10 protein-coding genes are annotated in these 18,012 nt (G+C 73.2%); 3 read left to right on the top strand and 7 right to left on the bottom strand.

All coding sequences use genetic code 11. The features are described from left to right. Positions 1-27: 27 nt before the first annotated feature. Together MRBLML1_RS12305 and MRBLML1_RS12300 are read left to right on the top strand one after the other, a co-directional pair. Positions 28-4,560, top strand: coding sequence for an ATP-dependent helicase (locus MRBLML1_RS12305; protein WP_364516187.1), 4,533 nt, complete (start codon positions 28-30; stop codon positions 4,558-4,560). Next, entirely contained in the window at positions 4,553-5,362 is an 810-nt protein-coding gene (locus tag MRBLML1_RS12300; protein ID WP_364516185.1) for a DNA-formamidopyrimidine glycosylase family protein, read from the top strand. Before MRBLML1_RS12305 ends, MRBLML1_RS12300 begins: the two co-directional genes overlap by 8 nt. On the opposite strand, the gene MRBLML1_RS12295 is transcribed toward MRBLML1_RS12300, so the two are convergent. Further along, entirely contained in the window at positions 5,359-6,018 is a 660-nt protein-coding gene (locus MRBLML1_RS12295) for an SPFH domain-containing protein (protein WP_364516183.1), read from the bottom strand. The genes MRBLML1_RS12300 and MRBLML1_RS12295 overlap by 4 nt on opposite strands. 360 nt (positions 6,019-6,378) lie before the next feature. Between MRBLML1_RS12295 and htpX the strand changes: the two genes are divergently transcribed. Beyond that, positions 6,379-7,254: a zinc metalloprotease HtpX gene (gene htpX / locus MRBLML1_RS12290; protein WP_364516181.1), complete on the top strand. Its 876-nt coding sequence runs from the start codon at positions 6,379-6,381 to the stop codon at positions 7,252-7,254. A 7-nt stretch (positions 7,255-7,261) separates the two neighbouring features. Here the strand turns inward: htpX and MRBLML1_RS12285 are convergent, their stop codons facing one another. From MRBLML1_RS12285 to MRBLML1_RS12260, 6 genes are all read right to left on the bottom strand, one after another. Then, entirely contained in the window at positions 7,262-7,570 is a 309-nt protein-coding gene (locus MRBLML1_RS12285) for a helix-turn-helix domain-containing protein (RefSeq protein ID WP_364516179.1), read from the bottom strand. Positions 7,571-7,629: 59 nt separating this feature from the next. Beyond that, positions 7,630-8,130: a CinA family protein gene (locus tag MRBLML1_RS12280; protein ID WP_364516177.1), complete on the bottom strand. Its 501-nt coding sequence runs from the start codon at positions 8,128-8,130 to the stop codon at positions 7,630-7,632. Between the two features lie 49 nt (positions 8,131-8,179). Then, positions 8,180-14,026 carry an ExeM/NucH family extracellular endonuclease gene (locus MRBLML1_RS12275; RefSeq protein WP_364516175.1) on the bottom strand — a complete coding sequence of 1,949 codons (5,847 nt, stop codon included), beginning with the start codon at positions 14,024-14,026 and terminating at the stop codon, positions 8,180-8,182. Between the two features lie 205 nt (positions 14,027-14,231). Then, entirely contained in the window at positions 14,232-14,861 is a 630-nt protein-coding gene (pgsA, locus tag MRBLML1_RS12270; protein ID WP_364516173.1) for a CDP-diacylglycerol--glycerol-3-phosphate 3-phosphatidyltransferase, read from the bottom strand. Continuing rightward, positions 14,858-16,294, bottom strand: coding sequence for a 30S ribosomal protein S12 methylthiotransferase RimO (gene rimO / locus MRBLML1_RS12265; protein WP_364516171.1), 1,437 nt, complete (start codon positions 16,292-16,294; stop codon positions 14,858-14,860). Before rimO ends, pgsA begins: the two co-directional genes overlap by 4 nt. Before the next feature lie 43 nt (positions 16,295-16,337). Beyond that, on the bottom strand, positions 16,338-18,008 hold the full coding sequence (locus MRBLML1_RS12260) for a helix-turn-helix domain-containing protein (protein ID WP_364517295.1): 1,671 nt from the start codon (positions 18,006-18,008) through the stop codon (positions 16,338-16,340). Positions 18,009-18,012 lie beyond the last annotated feature (4 nt).

Genomic DNA, 18,012 nt, shown 5'->3' with positions numbered 1-18,012 from the left:
GTCGGAGGTCTGCGCGAGGATGTCCAGGTGACCGACGACCCGCTTGCCGCGTTCAGCGAGCCGACCCGGACCTGGTTCCGGGCCGCGTTCGCCGAGCCGACCCCTGCCCAGGCCGGCGCCTGGGACGCGATCGGGCACGGCCGGCACACCCTGGTGGTCGCGCCGACCGGCTCCGGCAAGACGCTGAGCGCGTTCCTGGCGGGCATCGACCGGCTGCTGACGACCCCGCCCCCGGCCGACAAGCTGCACCGCACCCGGGTGCTCTACGTCTCCCCGCTCAAGGCGCTCGCGGTCGACGTGGAGCGCAACCTGAGGGCCCCGCTGACCGGCATCCGGCAGACCGCGGAGCGGCTCGGCGCCACCGGCCTGCCCGAGGTCACCGTCGGCATCCGCTCCGGTGACACGGCCGCCGGCGACCGCCGCAAGCTGGCGACCAAGCCGCCGGACGTGCTGATCACGACACCGGAGTCGCTCTTCCTGATCCTCACCAGCCAGGCGAGGGAGACGCTGCGCGGCATCGAGACGGTGATCGTCGACGAGGTGCACGCCGTGGCCGGCACCAAGCGCGGCGCGCACCTCGCGGTCAGCCTGGAGCGGCTCGACGCGCTGCTTGCCCGGCCCGCGCAGCGGATCGGGCTGTCCGCGACGGTCCGGCCCACCGAGGAGGTCGCCCGCTTCCTCGGCGGCTCCGCGCCGGTCGAGATCGTCGCACCGCCGGCGCACAAGGAGTGGGACCTGCGGGTCGAGGTCCCGGTCGAGGACATGACCGAGCTCGGCCAGGTCGTCGAGGACGACGACCCGACCGCGCCACCGGCGCGGGCGAGCATCTGGCCGCACGTCGAGCAACGGGTCGCGGAGCTGATCGAGGAGCACCGCTCGACGATCGTGTTCACCAACGGCCGGCGTACGGCGGAGCGGCTCACGGCCCGGCTCAACGAGATCGCCGCGGAGGTCTCCGCCGACGGCGTGGAGCCGCCCGCCCAGGTGATGGCCCAGTCCGGGGCGGCGGCCGGCGCGCCACCGGTGCTGGCCCGGACCCACCACGGCTCGGTGTCCAAGGAGCAGCGCGCCATCGTCGAGGACGACCTCAAGGCCGGCCGGCTGCCTGCCGTGGTCGCCACCAGCAGCCTCGAGCTCGGCATCGACATGGGCGCGGTCGACCTGGTCCTGCAGATCGCCTCCCCGCCGAGCGTCGCCAGCGCCCTGCAACGCGTCGGCCGGGCCGGGCACCAGGTGGGCGAGACCTCCCGCGGGATCTTCTTCCCGCAGCACCGCGGCGACCTCGCCCCGGCCGCCGTCGCGGTGGCCCGCATGCGCACCGGCGGCATCGAGGAGCTGCGGGTCCCGGCCAACCCGCTCGACGTGCTCGCCCAGCAGGTCGTCGCCGCCACCGCCGTCGAGGAGTGGGACGTCGACGAGCTCTACGACGTCGTGCGCCGGGCCGCGCCCTACGCCCACCTGCCCCGCTCGGCGTACGACGCGGTGCTCGACCTGCTCGCCGGGCGCTACCCGAGCGACGAGTTCGCCGAGCTGCGCCCGCGCGTGACCTGGGACCGGGTGACGGGCCGGGTCAGCGGCCGTCCGGGCGCCCAGCGGCTCGCCGTCACGAGCGGTGGCACCATCCCCGACCGCGGTCTCTACGGCGTGTTCCTCGCCGGTTCCGGCGACGGGCGCCGGGTGGGCGAGCTCGACGAGGAGATGGTCCACGAGAGCCGGGTGGGCGACGTGTTCGCGCTCGGCGCCACGAGCTGGCGGATCGAGGACATCACCCGGGACCAGGTGATCGTCACCCCCGCCCCGGGCGTCCCCGGGCGGCTGCCGTTCTGGAAGGGTGACACGGCCGGGCGGCCCACCGAGCTCGGCGAGGCGATCGGCGCGTTCACCCGCGAGCTCGCGGCGCTGCCCGACAAGAAGGCCGAGGCCCGGGCCCGCGAGATCGGCCTCGACACCAACGCCGCGAGCAACCTGGTGACCTACTTGCGCGAGCAGGTGGAGTCCACCCGGGTCCTGCCGAGCGACAGCACCGTCCTCGTCGAGCGCTTCCGCGACGAGCTCGGCGACTGGCGGCTGGCGGTGCACTCGCCCTACGGCACGGCCGTGCACGCGCCCTGGGCGCTGGCGATCAACGCCCGGCTGCGCGAGCGCTTCGGCATCGACGGCCAGGCGATGGCCTCCGACGACGGCATCGTGATCCGGATCCCCGACACCGACGCCGAGCCGCCCGGCGCCGACCTGATCGCCTTCGAGCCCGACGAGATCGAGGAGGTCGTCACCCGCGAGGTCGGCGGCTCGGCCCTCTTCGCCGCCCGGTTCCGCGAGTGCGCCGCCCGCGCCCTGCTGCTCCCCCGGCGCGACCCCGGCCGCCGCTCCCCGCTGTGGCAGCAGCGCCAGCGGGCCGCGGCCCTGCTCGAGGTCGCGAGTCGCTACCCGTCGTTCCCGATCGTGCTGGAGACGGTCCGCGAGGTGCTCAACGACGTCTACGACCTGCCCGGGCTGACCACCCTGCTGCGCCGCGTGGAGCAGCGCGACGTCACGGTCACCGAGGTCGAGACGACCCAGCCCTCGCCGTACGCCCGGACGCTGATGTTCGGCTACGTCGCCCAGTTCGTCTACGAGGGCGACTCCCCGCTCGCCGAGCGGCGGGCGGCCGCGCTCACCCTCGACCAGGGACTGCTCGCCGAGCTGCTCGGGCGCGCCGAGCTGCGCGAGCTGCTCGACCCCGACGTGCTCGCCGAGGTCGAGGCCGAGCTGCAGCGCACCATCCCCGACCGACGGGCCCGCGACGCCGAGGGCGTGGCCGACCTGCTCCGCCTGCTCGGACCGCTCACCGAGGCCGAGGTCGCGGCGCGCTCCCGCGAGGAGGCGCCGGTCGCCGAGTGGCTGGCCGACCTGGCGAGCGCACGCCGGGTGGTCCCGGTCCGGATGGCCTACGGCGACGCGTGGGCCGCCGTCGAGGACGTCGCCCGGCTGCGGGACGGTCTCGGGGTGCCGGTCCCGCCGGGCACGCCAGCCGCCTTCGCCGAGCCCGTCGACGACCCGCTCTCGGACCTGGTGGGCCGCTACGCCCGCACCCACGGACCCTTCACCCCCGACCAGGTCGCGACCCGGCTGGGGCTGGGCATCGCCGTCGTCCGGCACACCCTCCAGCGGCTGGAGGGGCAGGGCCGGGTGCTGTCGGGCGAGTTCCGGCCGGTCGGTGCCGGCGAGGAGTGGTGCGACGTCGAGGTGCTGCGCCGCCTGCGGCGTCGTTCGCTGGCCAAGCTGCGCCACGAGATCGAGCCGGTGGAGCCGACCACGTTGGCCCGGTTCACCGCGGCCTGGCACGAGATCACCACCGCCCGCGGGCCGCGCGGGGCCGACGGGCTGCTGCGCACCGTCGAGCAGCTGGCGGGCGCGCCGGTGCCGGCCAGCGGCCTGGAGTCGCTGGTGCTGCCGGCACGGGTGCGTGACTACGAGCCGGCGCTGCTCGACGAGCTGACCGCGACGGGTGAGGTGCTCTGGGCCGGCCACGGCGCGCTGCCGGGCAGCGACGGCTGGATCTCGCTGCACCTGGCCGACCAGGCCCACCTGACCCTGCCCGAGCCGGGCCCGGTGGAGGACCCGCTCCAGCAGCGAGTGCTCGACGTGCTCAGCCCCGGCGGCGCCTGGTTCTTCCGGCAGGTCGCCGACCAGGTGGCGCGGGCGAGCCTCGACGCCGGCGACCAGGCTCCGCTCGACGACGCGCTCAGCGCGGCGCTGTGGGGCCTGGTCTGGTCCGGCCACCTCACCAACGACACGCTCACCCCGATCCGGGCGCTGACCCGCGGTGGCCGGGGCACCCACCGCACGCGCCACCGCGCCCCGGCCCGGCCGGGCCGCGTCGCTCGCACCGGTCCCCCGGAGACCGCGGGGCGGTGGGCGTTGCTGCCGGCGATCGATCGCGACCCGACCCGCCGGGCGCACGCCTTCGCCGAGCAGCTGCTGGAGCGTCACGGTGTGGTGACCCGCGGGGCGGTCGTCAACGAGCGCGTGCCGGGCGGCTTCGCCGCGGTCTACAAGGTGCTCAGCGCCTTCGAGGAGTCCGGCCGGTGCCGCCGGGGCTACTTCGTCGAGGGCCTCGGCGCTGCTCAGTTCGGCACGGCCGGCGCCATCGACCGGCTGCGCACCTTCGTGCCGACCGGCCTGGAGGACAAGCCGGTCGCGGTCGCCGTGGCGGCCACCGACCCGGCCAACCCCTACGGCGCCGCCCTGCCCTGGCCCCAGGCCGCCCGCGGGGAGGATGAGAGCGCCGGGCACCGACCAGGGCGCAAGGCCGGGGCGCTGGTCGTCCTGGTCGACGGCGCCCTGGTGCTCTACGTCGAGCGCGGGGGCCGCACCCTGCTCACCTGGACCGACGAGCCGGCCCGGCTGGAGCCGGCGGCCGAGGCGCTGTCGACCGCCGTACGACGCGGCACGCTCGGCCAGCTCACCGTCGAGAAGGCCGACGGCGCGGCCCTGCTCGGCAGCGGCAGCCCGCTGCGCGAGGCCCTGGCCGCGGCCGGGTTCGTCGCGACGCCCCGGGGGCTGCGGATCCGTGCCTGAGGGAGACGCCGTCCGTCGTACCGGCGACCGGCTGGACCACGCCCTGGCCGGGCAGATCCTGGTGCGCTCGGACTTCCGGGTGCCCCAGCTCGCGACGACCGACCTGGCCGGGGCGACGGTCCAGCACACCGCGACCCACGGCAAGCACCTGCTGACGCGGCTGGTCACCGCCGACGGGGCACCGTTGACCCTGCACACCCACCTGAAGATGGAGGGCAGCTGGCGGACCGTGGCGCCCGGCGAGCGCTGGCCGGGTCCGGCGGCGGACGCCCGGGTCGTCCTGACGACCGACCGGGTGGTCGCCGTGGGGCTGCGGCTCGGCCTGGTCGAGCTGTTCCCCACCGCGGAGGAGCCGGCCGTGATCGGCCACCTGGGCCCCGACCTGCTCGGGCCCTGGACCGACGGCGACCGGGACGAGGCGGTCGCGCGACTGGCCGCGCGACCCGACCGGGTGCTCGGCGAGGCGCTGCTCGACCAGACCGTGGTCGCGGGCATCGGCACGATCTGGCTCGCCGAGAGCTGCTTCGTGCACGGCGTGTGCCCGGTCGGGCCGGTGTCCCAGGTCCGCGACCCCGCCCGGTTCCTCAGCCGGGCCCGGCAGATGCTGCAGTCGGCGATGCGGACCGGACGCCCGGTGACCACCGGCGACCGGCGCAACCCGGTGTGGGTCTACCGCAGGCAGCGCCAGCCCTGCCGGCGCTGCGGCACCACGATCCTCGCCGGCGAGGTGGGCGAGGCCGGGAGGGAGCGGACCACCTACTGGTGTCCCCGCTGCCAGCCCGGCCCCACCGCGGCCAGCTAGTCGTCGGCGCGCAGCTCCAGCGTCGTGCCGTGCGGCAGCGCCTGCACCAGCCGCAGCCGCGCGAGCGCTGGATTGTCGGCCAGCAGCTTCGCGCCGTTGGCGAGCGAACGGAGCGCGGCAGTCTCGGCACGCGCCTCCTCCAGCTTCACCTGCGCCCGGTGCCGGCCCACGACCAGCTCCGCGCGCGCCTGGCGCAGCTCGAACGGCAGCAGCACGTCCTTGACGTCCACGGCCAGCACCTCGATGCCGACCCGCGCCGCCTCGGCGCGCACCGCGGCCACCAGCCCGGCCGCTGCCTCGGCCCGCACGGCCGTTGCGACGTCCTCGGCGGCGAGACCGGCCGCCAGCTCGCGCAGGGCGACCTGGACGGAGAGGTAGACCACCGCGAGCGCGTCCGTGGCGACCTCGGCGTAGGCCACCGGGTCGGTGACCCGCCAGCGCACCGCGGCGGAGATCTTCACGGTCAGGCCGTCGTCGGTCGGCACCTCCTGCGGCGAGAGCGCGGTGAGCTGCTCGCGCAGGTCCACGACCTCGTACGACGCCCGCGGGCGCGCGGCGTGCCGGCCCGCCGGGAGCACCACGGTCGGCTGGCCGTCGAGGCGCTCCAGCACGACAGTCCAGGGGTGGACGACCAGGGGGAGTCGGAACAGCTTCATCGGCGGCCTCCTTCCGTTGCGGTGCCGATGGGTGGGTGGGTGGCGCGAGGACGACGGGCGACGACCGCCCGGGCCGCGCGGGGCCGGACCCGTCGTACGGACCGGGACCGCCGCAGGGCGCGGCCCGGGGTGGTGGTCGTCGCCCGCCGCCGTGCGGAGACGGGAGTCGAACCCGGGTGCTTGCAGGCACGGCCAACAGAGCGGGACAACACGCGGGACCGCCGCCGGTACGCCGGGGTGGCCGCTGACCTCGCGCCGAGAACGGTAGACGCCGCTCCCCCGCCGGCGCACCTCATTTTCGTGACCTGGCTCTCGTCCGGCGCCCGGAACGCGCCGGCCCGTCCCGTTCGTTGACGTGGCATGCACCGCCACCACAACGGCCTCAAGACCGCCGGTCTCTTCGGCGTCATCTTCGCCCTGCTGCTCGCCGTCGGCGGGCTGATCGCGGCCTCGACCGGCAGCTCGGCGTTCATCTGGGTCTTCGCCCTGATCGGTGTCGGCACGACGGCGTACGGCTACTGGAACTCCGACAAGCTGGCGATCAAGGCGATGCACGCCTACCCGGTGAGCGAGGCGCAGCAGCCGGCGATGCACCGGATCGTCCGCGAGCTCTCGACCGCCGCGGGCCAGCCGATGCCGGCCCTGTTCGTCTCACCGACCCAGGCACCGAACGCGTTCGCGACCGGTCGCAACCCGCAGCACGCCGCCGTGTGCTGCACCGAGGGCATCCTCGGCCTCCTCGACGAGCGCGAGCTGCGCGGCGTGCTCGGCCACGAGCTCATGCACGTCTACAACCGCGACATCCTCACCGGCTCGATCGCCGCGGCGGTCGCCGGGGTGATCAGCTCGGTGGCGCAGTTCTTGGCGTTCACGTCCTTCTTCGGCGGCGGCAACGACGAGGACCGCCCCAACCCGCTGGCGATGATCGCCACCGCGCTGCTGGCGCCGTTCGCCGCCGCGGTGATCCAGATGGCGATCAGCCGCACCCGGGAGTACGACGCCGACGAGGACGGCGCCCGCCTGACCAACGACCCGCTGGCGCTCGCCTCCGCGCTGCGCAAGCTCGAGTCCGGCACCGCTCGGGCGCCGCTGGCGCCCACGCCCCAGCTGCAGAACGCCAGCCACATGATGATCGCCAACCCGTTCCGGGCCGCGGACGTGCAGAAGATGTTCTCGACGCACCCGCCGATGGCGGAGCGCATCGCCCGCCTGGAGGCGATGGCCGGGCGCCGCTGACTCCCGGTCAGGCGGCGGAGGCGACGACCTCGCCGGTGCGGCGGGTCGTGATCGGCGTCGGTGCGGCGGCCACCAGCGCGGCCTCCTCCAGCGCCACCGCGTCTGCGACCTCGCGGAGCACGTCGGACAGCGGCATCTCCAGGGCGTCGCACAGCGAGGAGAGCAGCTCGGAGGAGGCTTCCTTCTGTCCGCGCTCGATCTCGGAGATGTAGCCGAGGCTCACCCGGGCGGCGCCGGAGACCTCGCGCAGGGTGAGACCGAGCTCGGCGCGGCGGTTGCGCAGGATGTCACCGAGTGAACGGCGGAACAGCACCATCTCGATCTCCTCTCCCTGGACGTCTGCGAGCCCCGGGCGACCGGGTCCTGTGCCCAACGCTACCCGAGGCCTGGATCTTCCGCGGGCTGACTGTCCGAGGCGATCATGTCAGCCAGCGCCGACAACGCGGCGTCGACACTCGCTTCCTGGACGGTCGGGCGGTCGCCGTCGAGGGCCAGCTCGACCGCGCGGACGTCGTGCGGGCCGGCCACCCCGACGAACACCGTGCCCACGGGCTTGCCCTCCTGGCGCTCGGGTCCGGCGACACCGGTGGTGCTGACGGCGTACGTCGTCCCGAGCAGCCGGCGCACGCCGGCGGCCATCTCCTGGGCGCACTGCGCGGAGACCACCCCGTGCTCGTCGACGGTCGCCTGCGCGACCCCGAGCACGTCGACCTTCACCTCGGTGTGGTAGCTCACCACGCCCCCGGCGAAGACCGCGGAGGAGCCGGGCACGCCGGTCAGGCGGGAGGCGAGCCGGCCGCCCGTCAGCGACTCGGCCGTGGCGACGGTGGCGTCCTGCTCGCGCAGGTGGTCAACGAGGTCGGCCGGCGATCCCATGGCACCGATCGTGCCACGGGACCGCCGGCCGGCGTACCTCAGGTCAGGGTCAGCGGACCACCGTGAAGGTGGACGTCACCCGCTTGACCTCGAGGAAGGCGTTGCCGTTGTAGACCAGCGCCAGGGTCTTCGTGCCCGTGGTCGGGAAGACCGGGAGCTTGGCCGAGGCCCGCCCGTCGACGAGGGTGACCGTGACCGATCCGACGCCCGTCGCCGAGACCGTCACGGTCCCGGTGGCCGGGACCCCGTCGGCGTTGGCGACCCGGACGTTGACCACCGCGCGGGTCGACTTCACCTTGACCGGCGAGGTCATCGCCATCTTGGTGACCGTGACCGTGCCCTTGCGGACCACGATCACGCCCGTGTCCGACCCGGCGCCCAGGCTCGCGTTGCCGCTGTAGGTCGCCAGGAAGGTGAACGGGGACAGGCCGGGCACCAGCGAGCGGGCCGCGACGACGACATTGGCCCGGCCGGTGGCGTCGACGGTGGCCGTACCGAGCACCTTGGTGCCGATCCGGAGGGTGACCGTGCCGCCGGCGGTCGAGGCACCGGTCGCGGTCACGAAGACCGGGACGGTGACCGACTTGCCGTAGGTCATGGTCGCGTTGCCGGCCGTGACGACCGGGGTCCCCTTCGCGACCGCCGCGGTGGCCTCCGAGGTCGCGTCCTTCGCCTCGAACCCGGCCGCGGTGGCCGTCGCGACGACGGTGATCGTCGTGCCCAGCTCGGCCGCCGTCAGCGTGTACGACGCGTCGGTGGCGCCGCTGATGGCGACCTCGTCGGCGTACCACTGGTAGGTGACCTCGTCGGGTGCCGGGTCCCAGCCGCCCGAGGACGCGGACAGCTTCTGGCCCACGGCCGGCGTGCCGGAGATGGTCGGCGCGGCGGTGTTGGCGAAGGTGCCCTGGGCGACCTCGGCCGTCGGCTCGGAGGTGGCCGTGCCGTCGTTCCAGCCGTCGAGCGAGGCGGTCACCCGCAGGGTGATCACCTTGCCCTCCTGGTCCGCGCCCGGGGTGAACGTGGACGCGGTGGCGCCGGAGATCTCGGCGCCGTCGGCCAGCCACTGGTAGGCGTAGGACGTCGGGGTGGGCTCCCAGCCGCCGTTGGTGCTGGTCAGCTCCTCGCCCACCTTCGGCGTGCCGCTGATGGTCGGCTTGCCCGTGCTGGCCAGCGTCGCCTTGACCGTCACGGGGACGATCGCGGTGGTGCCGGTCGTGGGTCCGACCAGCGTCAGCTGGATCGCACCGGAGGGCAGTCCGGCCGGCAGGGTGACGTCGACCGACGCCTTGCCGTAGGGGTCGTAGACCTCGGCGCCGATGGTGTTGTCGACCGGGAAGCTGCCGAGCACCTCGTCACCGAGCTTGACCTGCAGCGTGGCGTCCTTCGCGTCCGCGGCGGTGGACATCGCCCACGACCCGACGGAGAAGGTCACGTGGCTGCCGGGCGCGTACGACGCGGGAGCGTCGGCCGGGAAGTCCACCTGGACCGCGTGCTGGGTCTTGTCGACCGGGAGCGGGGTCTGCGCGGCCTTGGCGGCCATGTAGTCGACCATCGCCTGCAGGTCGGCCTTCCCGGTGTCGACCTTGCCGGTCCCGTTGGCGAACTCGCGGAAGTTGTCACCGCCGGTGGCGAGGAACGAGTTGACCGTGACCGAGTAGCTCTTGGTCAGGTCGATCGGCTCGCCGTCGAGCCACATCCCGGTCACCGTGCCCTGGAAGGTCGCGACGCCGCTGATGGTCACCGGCTTCTCGCTGTAGGTGTAGGTGAAGCCGTCGGACACACCGAGCCGCAGGAACGGCCGGGTGGGCACCGTGCCGTTGGCGGCGCGCTGCCACTGCTGCTCCAGCACCGTCTTGAGCTGGGCACCAGTGAGCTTGACGTTGTTCAGCGTGTTGGCGAAGGGCTGGACGACCGCGGCCTGCTTGTAGGTCAGGATCCGGTCGCCGATCTTCGCCGTGGAGTCCGGGTGGGCGTCCAGGTAGGCCTGGTCCACCACGGTGCCGCCCATGTCCTGGCGGAGGCCGCCGGGGTTCATGAAGGCGATCTGGGCGTCCGTCGCCCAGCGCTGCACCTCGGCCACCTTGTTGCCGAGCGTCGACTCGCCACCGCGGTTCTCGGTGGTGCCGCCGCTCAGCTTGGCCCGGTTGAAGACACCCTGCAGCGTGCCGAGCTCCTTCGCACCGAGCACGTCGGCCTGTGCCGAGGCGGCGTTGACGATCGAGGTGACCGCCGGGTCCGTCGGCCAGGTGCCGGTGGTCAGGCTCAGGACCTCCTGGGTCTTGGCGGTGACCTTGCCGTCGCTGCCGACGGTGAAGACCAGCTTGTTGAGGTTGGTGCCGTACTGGCCGGCCGAGACCACCGGGCGCTCGGTCACCGCGCGGCCCTCGGTCTGCCACTGGGCGACCGGGAACGAGCAGTTGTAGGCCAGGTGGGTGTGGCCGGAGACGATCGCGTCCACGTCGGGCGAGACGTTCTGGGTGATGTTGCCCCAGACCGTGGTCGGGTCGGTGAACTGCGACGAGGTGCAGGTCGTCGAGGCCGAGCCCTCGTGCACCAGCAGCACGACGAGGTCCGCGCCCCCGGCCTTGAGCCGAGCGGCCGCCGCGTTCGTCGCGTCGACGATGTCGGTGACCGTCAGGCCCTCGATGCCCGAGGGGCTGACCAGGGTGGGCAGGTCCTCGGTGACCGCGCCGACGAAGCCGACCTTGACGCCGTCGATGTCCTTGACCCAGGTGTCCGCCAGGTCGTCGCGGCCGTCCGGCTCGTTGACGTTGGCGGCGATGTAGGTCCAGTCGGCCCGGTCCTTGACCCGGCCCACGAGGTCTTCGTAGCCCTGGTCGAACTCGTGGTTGCCCGCGGCCGAGACCTCCAGGCCCGCCTCGTTGAGCGCGTCGATCGTCGGCGCGTCCTTCTGGATGAAGGACTCGAAGGTCGAGGCACCGATCAGGTCACCCGCGGCCACGAAGACCGTGTCGGGGTTCTCCGAGCGCAGCTTCTTCACCGCACCCGACAGGACCGAGGCACCGGCGGCGTTGGCGCCGTCGGCGAGCAGCCGGCCGTGGAAGTCGTTCGTGCCGATGATCTGCACGTCGGTGCTCGTGGGCGCGGCCTTCTTGATGCCGATGACCTCCGGGTTGTGGTCGGAGGCGCTGTAGGTGCCGGTGGTGTAGAGGTTCGTGCCGGCGTAGTTGTAGCGGGAGTAGAGGTTGAACACCGTCTCGTTGGCGTTGATCTCCCAGATGTCGACCCCGGTCACGAGCGCCTTGGCGGCGTCGTTGGCGAGCACGTGGTCGAGCGAGCCGGACTGGCCGTCGAAGCTGTAGGAGTGCTTGCCCTCCGCCTCGAGCTGGCTGAAGCCCTTGCCGTAGAGGACCTGCATCGGGTCCTCCTGGGAGTAGGAGTTGAAGTCGCCGGTCAGGAAGACCGCGCTCACTCCCCGCGCCGCGGCGAAGTCGTCGGCGTACTTCGCCAACCGGGTGGCCTGGTTGATCCGGTCCGGGTTGGCGTTGCCCTGGCCGGTGCCGTCGTTGGCGCCGGAGCCCTTGGACTTGAAGTGGTTGACGATGACCGCGAAGCGGCTGGCGTCCGTCGCGCCCTTCGGCTTGAAGACCGAGGCGAAGGGCTCACGGGCGTTGTCGAACTCGGTCGTGCCGAACAGCATGTCGGCGTCACCGACGACCTCCACCGCGGCCGGCTTGTAGATGAAGCCGGTCCGGATCACGTCCTGCAGGGCGACGTTGGTGTCGGTCGACGCGCTCGCCGGCGAGCGGACGTAGTCCCAGGTGCCGGCACCGGCGGCCGCGTTGAGCGCGGTCACCAGGGCAGCCAGCGCCTCGTCGCGGTCCGCACCGGCACCGTCGACGACGCGGCTGTTCTCGATCTCCTCGACCGAGATGATGTCGGCGTCGATCTTGTTGATCGCACCGACGATCTTGGCCTGCTGACGCTGGAAGTTGGTCTCGTCCCAGGCGCCACGCGGGCCCGTTCCGGGGCAGGTGTTGACCGCGATCGGGTTGCCGGCGCGGTCCTTGTACGACGTGCAGCCGGCGTAGTCCTTGCCGAGGGTGGTGAAGTAGTTGAGCACGTTGAAGGTGCCCAGCTTGATGTCACCACCGACCGGCGCGGGCGCGGCCGGACGGTTCTGCTCGAAGGTCAGCTTGCCCGTCGGGGCGCCGACGACCTGGCCGGTCGGCTGCACCTTCCAGCCGAAGCGGTAGTCGAGGATCACCGGCTGGTCGAAGGTCACCTTCGCGCCCACCCGGACCTGGTGGTCCGCGGTGAACCACGGCAGCGGCGAGTCCTTGCCCGCGGCGGTGTTGCCGGTGTTCCAGTACGTCGTGCTGGAGCCGTCGTCGAGGATCACCCGGTGCGCGTCGTTCCAGCGGGTGCGGGCCGCGATCGCCGCGGTGTCCTGCGCGTCGATGATGTCGGTCGGCGTGATGAGCGGCTGGTCGGACTGGGCCGCGAGGCCGATCTCACCGAAGTTGCTGCTCGAGGGCGTGGCGCCGGAGACGAACGCCGAGCCGTCGTAGGCGTCGGTGACGGTGTACGGCGCGGTGGGCTTGAACGCCTCGCCCTCGACCGCCTCACGGGCGGCCTCCAGGGCGGCGCCCTCCAGGCAGTCGGTGCCCGGGAGCGCGCAGTCGGTGCCGGGCAGGACGGTCTTCGGGACCACCGTGCCGAGCGCCGCGATGGTGGTGACCGAGCCGGTGGCGACGTCGATCTCGGTGAGGCCGTTGAACTCCTTCACCGTGCCCGAGACGCGGACCGAGTCGCCGACGGCGAGCCCGGCCGGCACGGAGCCGAAGACGAAGATGCCGTCGGACCTGCCCGGCGTGGTGTCGGGGCCCGGGGTCTGGATGTAGAAGCCGTTGAAGCCACCGGTCGGGTACGCCGCGGTGACGACACCCTGGGTGGTCACGGCGGTGTTCACGACCGGGCTGGTCGCGCCGCTGCCCTGGATGTCGGCGATCGTCGTCGTGGCGGCCGGGTCGTTCACCGTGATGGTGAACTCGGTGGTCGCGGTGACGGCGGTCGGCGAGGTGGCGTCGGTGACGGTCGCGGTGACGGTCGTCGTACCGGTCGCCGAGGGCGTGCCCTCGATGGTGCTGCCGTTGAGGTCCAGCCCCGCCGGCAGTGCCGTCGTCGACCACGTGTAGGGCGCGGTGCCGCCGGTCGCGCTCAGCGTGATCGGGGAGATCGCCGCGTCCTTGACGAAGGTCTTGTCACCGGGGTCGGTCGCGGCCAGGTCGTCGCTGACGACGACGGATGCGTTGGTGGGCGTCGGGTCGGCCAGGACGAAGTCGGCGGCGTTGCTGTCGGAGTCGGCGCCGTTGGTGCGGTTGAGCGACTTCGCCGCGGTCGCGGCCGAGGTGGTCGCGGCGGTCTCGAAGCTGGTGGAGCCGCTGGCGCCGACGAAGTCGACGAAGCTGGCGTTGCCGCTGGTGTTGCCGGAGGTCGCGATGACCGCCGTGCCCTGCTGGAGGGCGACCTGGCCGCCGGCGGCGGCCATGCTGAAGGAGCCCGGAGCGGCGTCCGGCGTCGGCAGCGCCGCGCCGGTGGTGCCGACGGCACCCATCCGGATCAGGTAGTGGCCCTTGGCGGGCACGCTGCCGGACAGGGCCACGGGGGCGCCGCCCGAGCCGCCGGAGGCGGAGCGGTAGTGGATGGCCAGCCCGGAGAGGGACAACGCACCGTTGGTCGGGTTGTAGAGCTCGACGAAGTCGGCGTTGTAGGCGGCGCCACCGTTGCCGCCGGCGCCGTACACCTCCGAGATCACGAGGCCGGTGCCGCCGGTGTTGGCCTGGGCGGACGGGGTCGGAGCGAGCGCGGTCAGGCCCGAGAGTGCGAGGGCGGTACCGAGCGAGCCGAGCATGAGCTGCTTCGCAGATCGCATTGACTACTTCCAGGGGTCGGCAAAAACGGAATGCAGCAGCACACCGAGCCCGAGAAGGAGGCTGCCCTGTGGGGGAGGGAAGAGCCCTGACCCTAGGACGAAAGACCCGGCCCTTGGCAAGGGGTAGGGCAAAACCCGAGCAACGTTTTGATGAAGAAACGGTGTCGCTTGTCAGATCTGGCCGAAAGCAGCACGGCCGGCAGGCTCAGGCCGCGGACGACTTGCGGATCGTGTGCCGCTGCTTCCACACGTCGCGGAAGAACTCGTAGCCCGACCACAGGGTCAGCACGAAGGCGACGAGCAGCAGCGCGATCGCGACGACGTAGGTCGCCTCGCCGGGGACGTCGAGCCAACCGTCGACCTCGAGCAGCGGCAGCGTCAGCAGACCCAGCGCCAGCGCCTGGGCCACGGTCTTCCACTTGCCGCTCTGCGCGGCGGCGATGACCACCGACTTGAGCACCGACAGGCGCAGCAGGGTGACCGCCCACTCGCGGACCAGGACCACGACCGTGATCGCCCACATCCACCAGGTGTCCATGATGATCGACAGCCCGATGAAGGCCATCCCGGTGATCGCCTTGTCGGCGATCGGGTCGGCGATCTTGCCGAAGTCGGTCACCAGGTTGCGGGACCGGGCGATGTCGCCGTCGACCTTGTCGGTGACCATGGCGACGAAGAAGATGGCCCACGCGACGGTGCGCCAGGTGATCGAGTCGCCGCCGTCGTAGAGCAGCGCCCAGCCGTAGAACGGCACCAGCACGATGCGCAGCGTGGTGAGGGCGTTGGGGAGGTTCCAGTTGCTCGGCTTGGCCGGGGCGGTGCTGGTCTCGCTCATGAGTTCCCTCCTGCGGGCTCGGCGATCAGGTCGACACCGTCGGAGGCGACGACGACGGCGCGGACGAGGTCGCCCACCCGCGCGTCCGGAACGCCGAGGACCCGGGTGCTCCCGTCGACCTCGGGGCCCTGCTGGGCCGCGCGGCCCTCGACGGTGCCGTCACCGGTGTCGTCGGGGTCGAGCTCCTCGACGAGCACCTCGACGGTGCTCCCGATCCGCTCCTCGGCGCGCTCGGCGGTCAGCTCCGAGACCAGGTCGTTGAGGTGCTGGACCCGGGCGTGGATCTCGTCCTCGTCGAGCTTGCCGTCGAAGGACTCCGCCTCCGTGCCGTCCTCGTCGGAGTAGCCGAACACGCCGGTCACGTCCATCCGCGCGGCGACCAGGAAGTCGCACAGCGTCTGGAACTCCTCCTCGGTCTCCCCCGGGAAGCCGACGATCACGTTCGAGCGGACGCCGGCCTCCGGCGCGAGCGCGCGGACCTGGTCGAGCAGTCCGAGGAAGCTCTCCGGGTCGCCGAAGCGCCGCATCCGGCGCAGCACCGTGGCGCTGGCGTGCTGGAAGGACAGGTCGAAGTACGGCGCCACGCCGGGCGTGGTCGCGATCGCGCGGACCAGGCCCGGGCGGGTCTCGGCGGGCTGCAGGTAGGACACCCGCACCCGCTCCACGCCCTCGATCGCCGCCAGCTCGGGCAGCAGGGTCTCCAGCAGGCCCAGGTCGCCCAGGTCCTTGCCGTAGGACGTGGAGTTCTCCGAGACCAGGAAGAGCTCCCGCGCGCCCTGCTCGGCGAGCCAGGCCGCCTCCTGGAGCACGTCGGAGGGCCGCCGGCTGATGAAGGATCCGCGGAACATCGGGATCGCGCAGAAGGTGCACCGGCGGTCACAGCCGCTGGCCAGCTTGAGCGGGGCCATCGGGCCGCCGTCGAGGCGCTTGCGCAGCGCGGCGCGGCCGGGGATCGCGACCTCCGGGCCGTCGGCCGGCGCGGCCACGGCCTGGCGCTCGGCCGGGCTGATCGGCAGCAGCAACCGCCGGTCGCGCGGGGTGTGCGGGTGCGGCTTCTCCCCCGCCAGGATCGAGCGCAGCCGACCGGAGATGTCCTGGTAGTCGTCGAAGCCGAGCACCGCGTCCGCCTCGGGCAGCGACGTGGCCAGCTCCTCGCCGTAGCGCTCGGCGAGGCAGCCCACCGCCACGACGGCCTGCGGCCGGCCGGACTCCTTCAGGTCGGCGGCTGCCAGCAGGGTGTCGATCGAGTCCTTCTTGGCCGCGTCGACGAACCCGCAGGTGTTGACCACCACGGTGTCGGCGTCCTCGGGGTCGTCGACCAGGGCGAACCCGTCGGCGGCGAGGCGTCCGGCGAGCTCCTCGGAGTCGACGTCGTTGCGGGCGCAGCCGAGGGTGAGCAGGGCGACCGAGACGGGGGCAGGAGTGCTGGTCATGACCGGTCGAGCCTACCGTTCGGGCAGGCTCGGCCGGGATTCCTCAGGACCCGGCCTTGCGGGCCACGACGGTCTTGTTCGCCTCGACGCCGGTGTCGCCCAGGGGCTGGGCCTTGGCGCCGCCGACGGCGTAGAGCACCGATCCGTCGGTGCTGTAGATCCGGATCGGCGGGACCACCTTGAGCACGGAGGTCTGGCCGAACGCGAGGTTGCCGTCGAAGACGATCTTGCCGCCGCCGTCGCGGATGTTGAGCGTGGCTCCCCCGCCCGCGGCGGTGAGGGTCAGCCGGACCGGGTCGCCCTGGGTGGCCGCGGTGTCGGAGACCCCGCCGCTCATGTTGAGCACCGGGTCCTTGCCGACCGGCTCCGGCCCGCCCATCACCAGCCGGGCGACCGACCAGATCAGGACCGCGCCCATCACGGCGGCGATCATGACCGACCAGTTGCGGCCGCCGCGGGTGCTGCGGATCGCACCACCCGTGCCGGTCGCGAGCTCCGACTGGAAGACCCGGCGCGGGTCGACCGGCTCGTGGGCGTAGCGCTCGTCGTACGACGCCACGAGGGGCCCGGCGTCCACGCCGAGCACCCGCGCGATGGTCCGCAGGTGGCCGCGGGCGTAGAAGTCGCCGCCGCAGGGGCTGAAGTCGTCGACCTCGATGGCCTCGATGACGTGCGGGCGGATCCGGGTGCGCTCGGAGACCTGGTCGATGCTGAGCCGGAGCCGGTCGCGGGCGGCCTGGATCTCCGGGCCGATCACCGGGTCGACGGCCGGGCGCACGGCCAGGTCGTCGAGCACGACGGTGACGGACTCCTCGGCCGCGGCCAGCGGCTCGACCGGGGCGGTGACCTGGACCCGCGCGGTGGCGGGCATCTCGACGCGCGCCGACAGCACGGTGTCGCGGCCGGGCGCCGGCGGCTCCTCCTTCGGCTCGTCGTCCTCGACGACGGCGGCGATCTCGCCGGTCTCGGCCTCGTCGGCCTCGTCCTCGTAGCGCTCGACGTCAGCCAGCACGATCTCGTCGGTGGTCTCGGCGTCGTCCGCCTCGTCGCCCTGGTCCTCGTCGCTCGGCTCGGCGTCGCGGCCGGTCAGGCCGGCGGCCACGCGGGCCGCGATGCCGCGCCGGGCGCCGGGTGCGGGCTCGTCGTCGGTGTACAGGTCGCTGAGGCTCGGCACGGCGGTGCGGGTCGCCGGCTCGTCGTCGAGCCCCGGCACGACCTCCACCACGTCGGCCCGGCCCTCGGCCAGGTCGGCGAGCACGTCGCTGAGCGAGTCCGGCGCCGCACCGACCAGGCGGGTGGCCAGGGTGAGCGGGACGACGAGCTGCTGGTCGTCGTAGCCGTCGACGAGGAGGTGGCCGTCGTGGAGCAGGCCGCGGCGCGGGAGGTGCTCCAGGCAGTCGATGTCGTCCCAGGCGATGCCGCGCCACTGCGCGCCCTGGCGCAGCCGCACACCGTGCTCGTCGGCGACGAGCAGGGGCGCGCGGGCGTCGGCCAGCGAGGCCAGGTGGGCGACGGTGACCACGGCGAGGATGCCGAAGGTCAGCCAGTCCAGGCCGGTGCCGCCGGTGAAGGCGCGCGCCGCGAAGGCCACCATCATCAGGGCCGCGAAGCCGCCGATGCCGGCGGCGAGCGCGACGTTGCGTCGTACCTCGACCTTCGCGGCGACCGGCGCCGGCTGCTCGTCGGGCTCGATGTGCGTCGGGTTCTCGGTCATCTGG

It is taken from the genome of Nocardioides sp. LML1-1-1.1 (assembly GCF_040676175.1).
Taxonomy (GTDB): Bacteria; Actinomycetota; Actinomycetes; order Propionibacteriales; family Nocardioidaceae; genus Nocardioides.
Note: the sequence above shows the minus strand (reverse complement) of the source record. Positions and strands in the feature narration are given on the sequence as shown.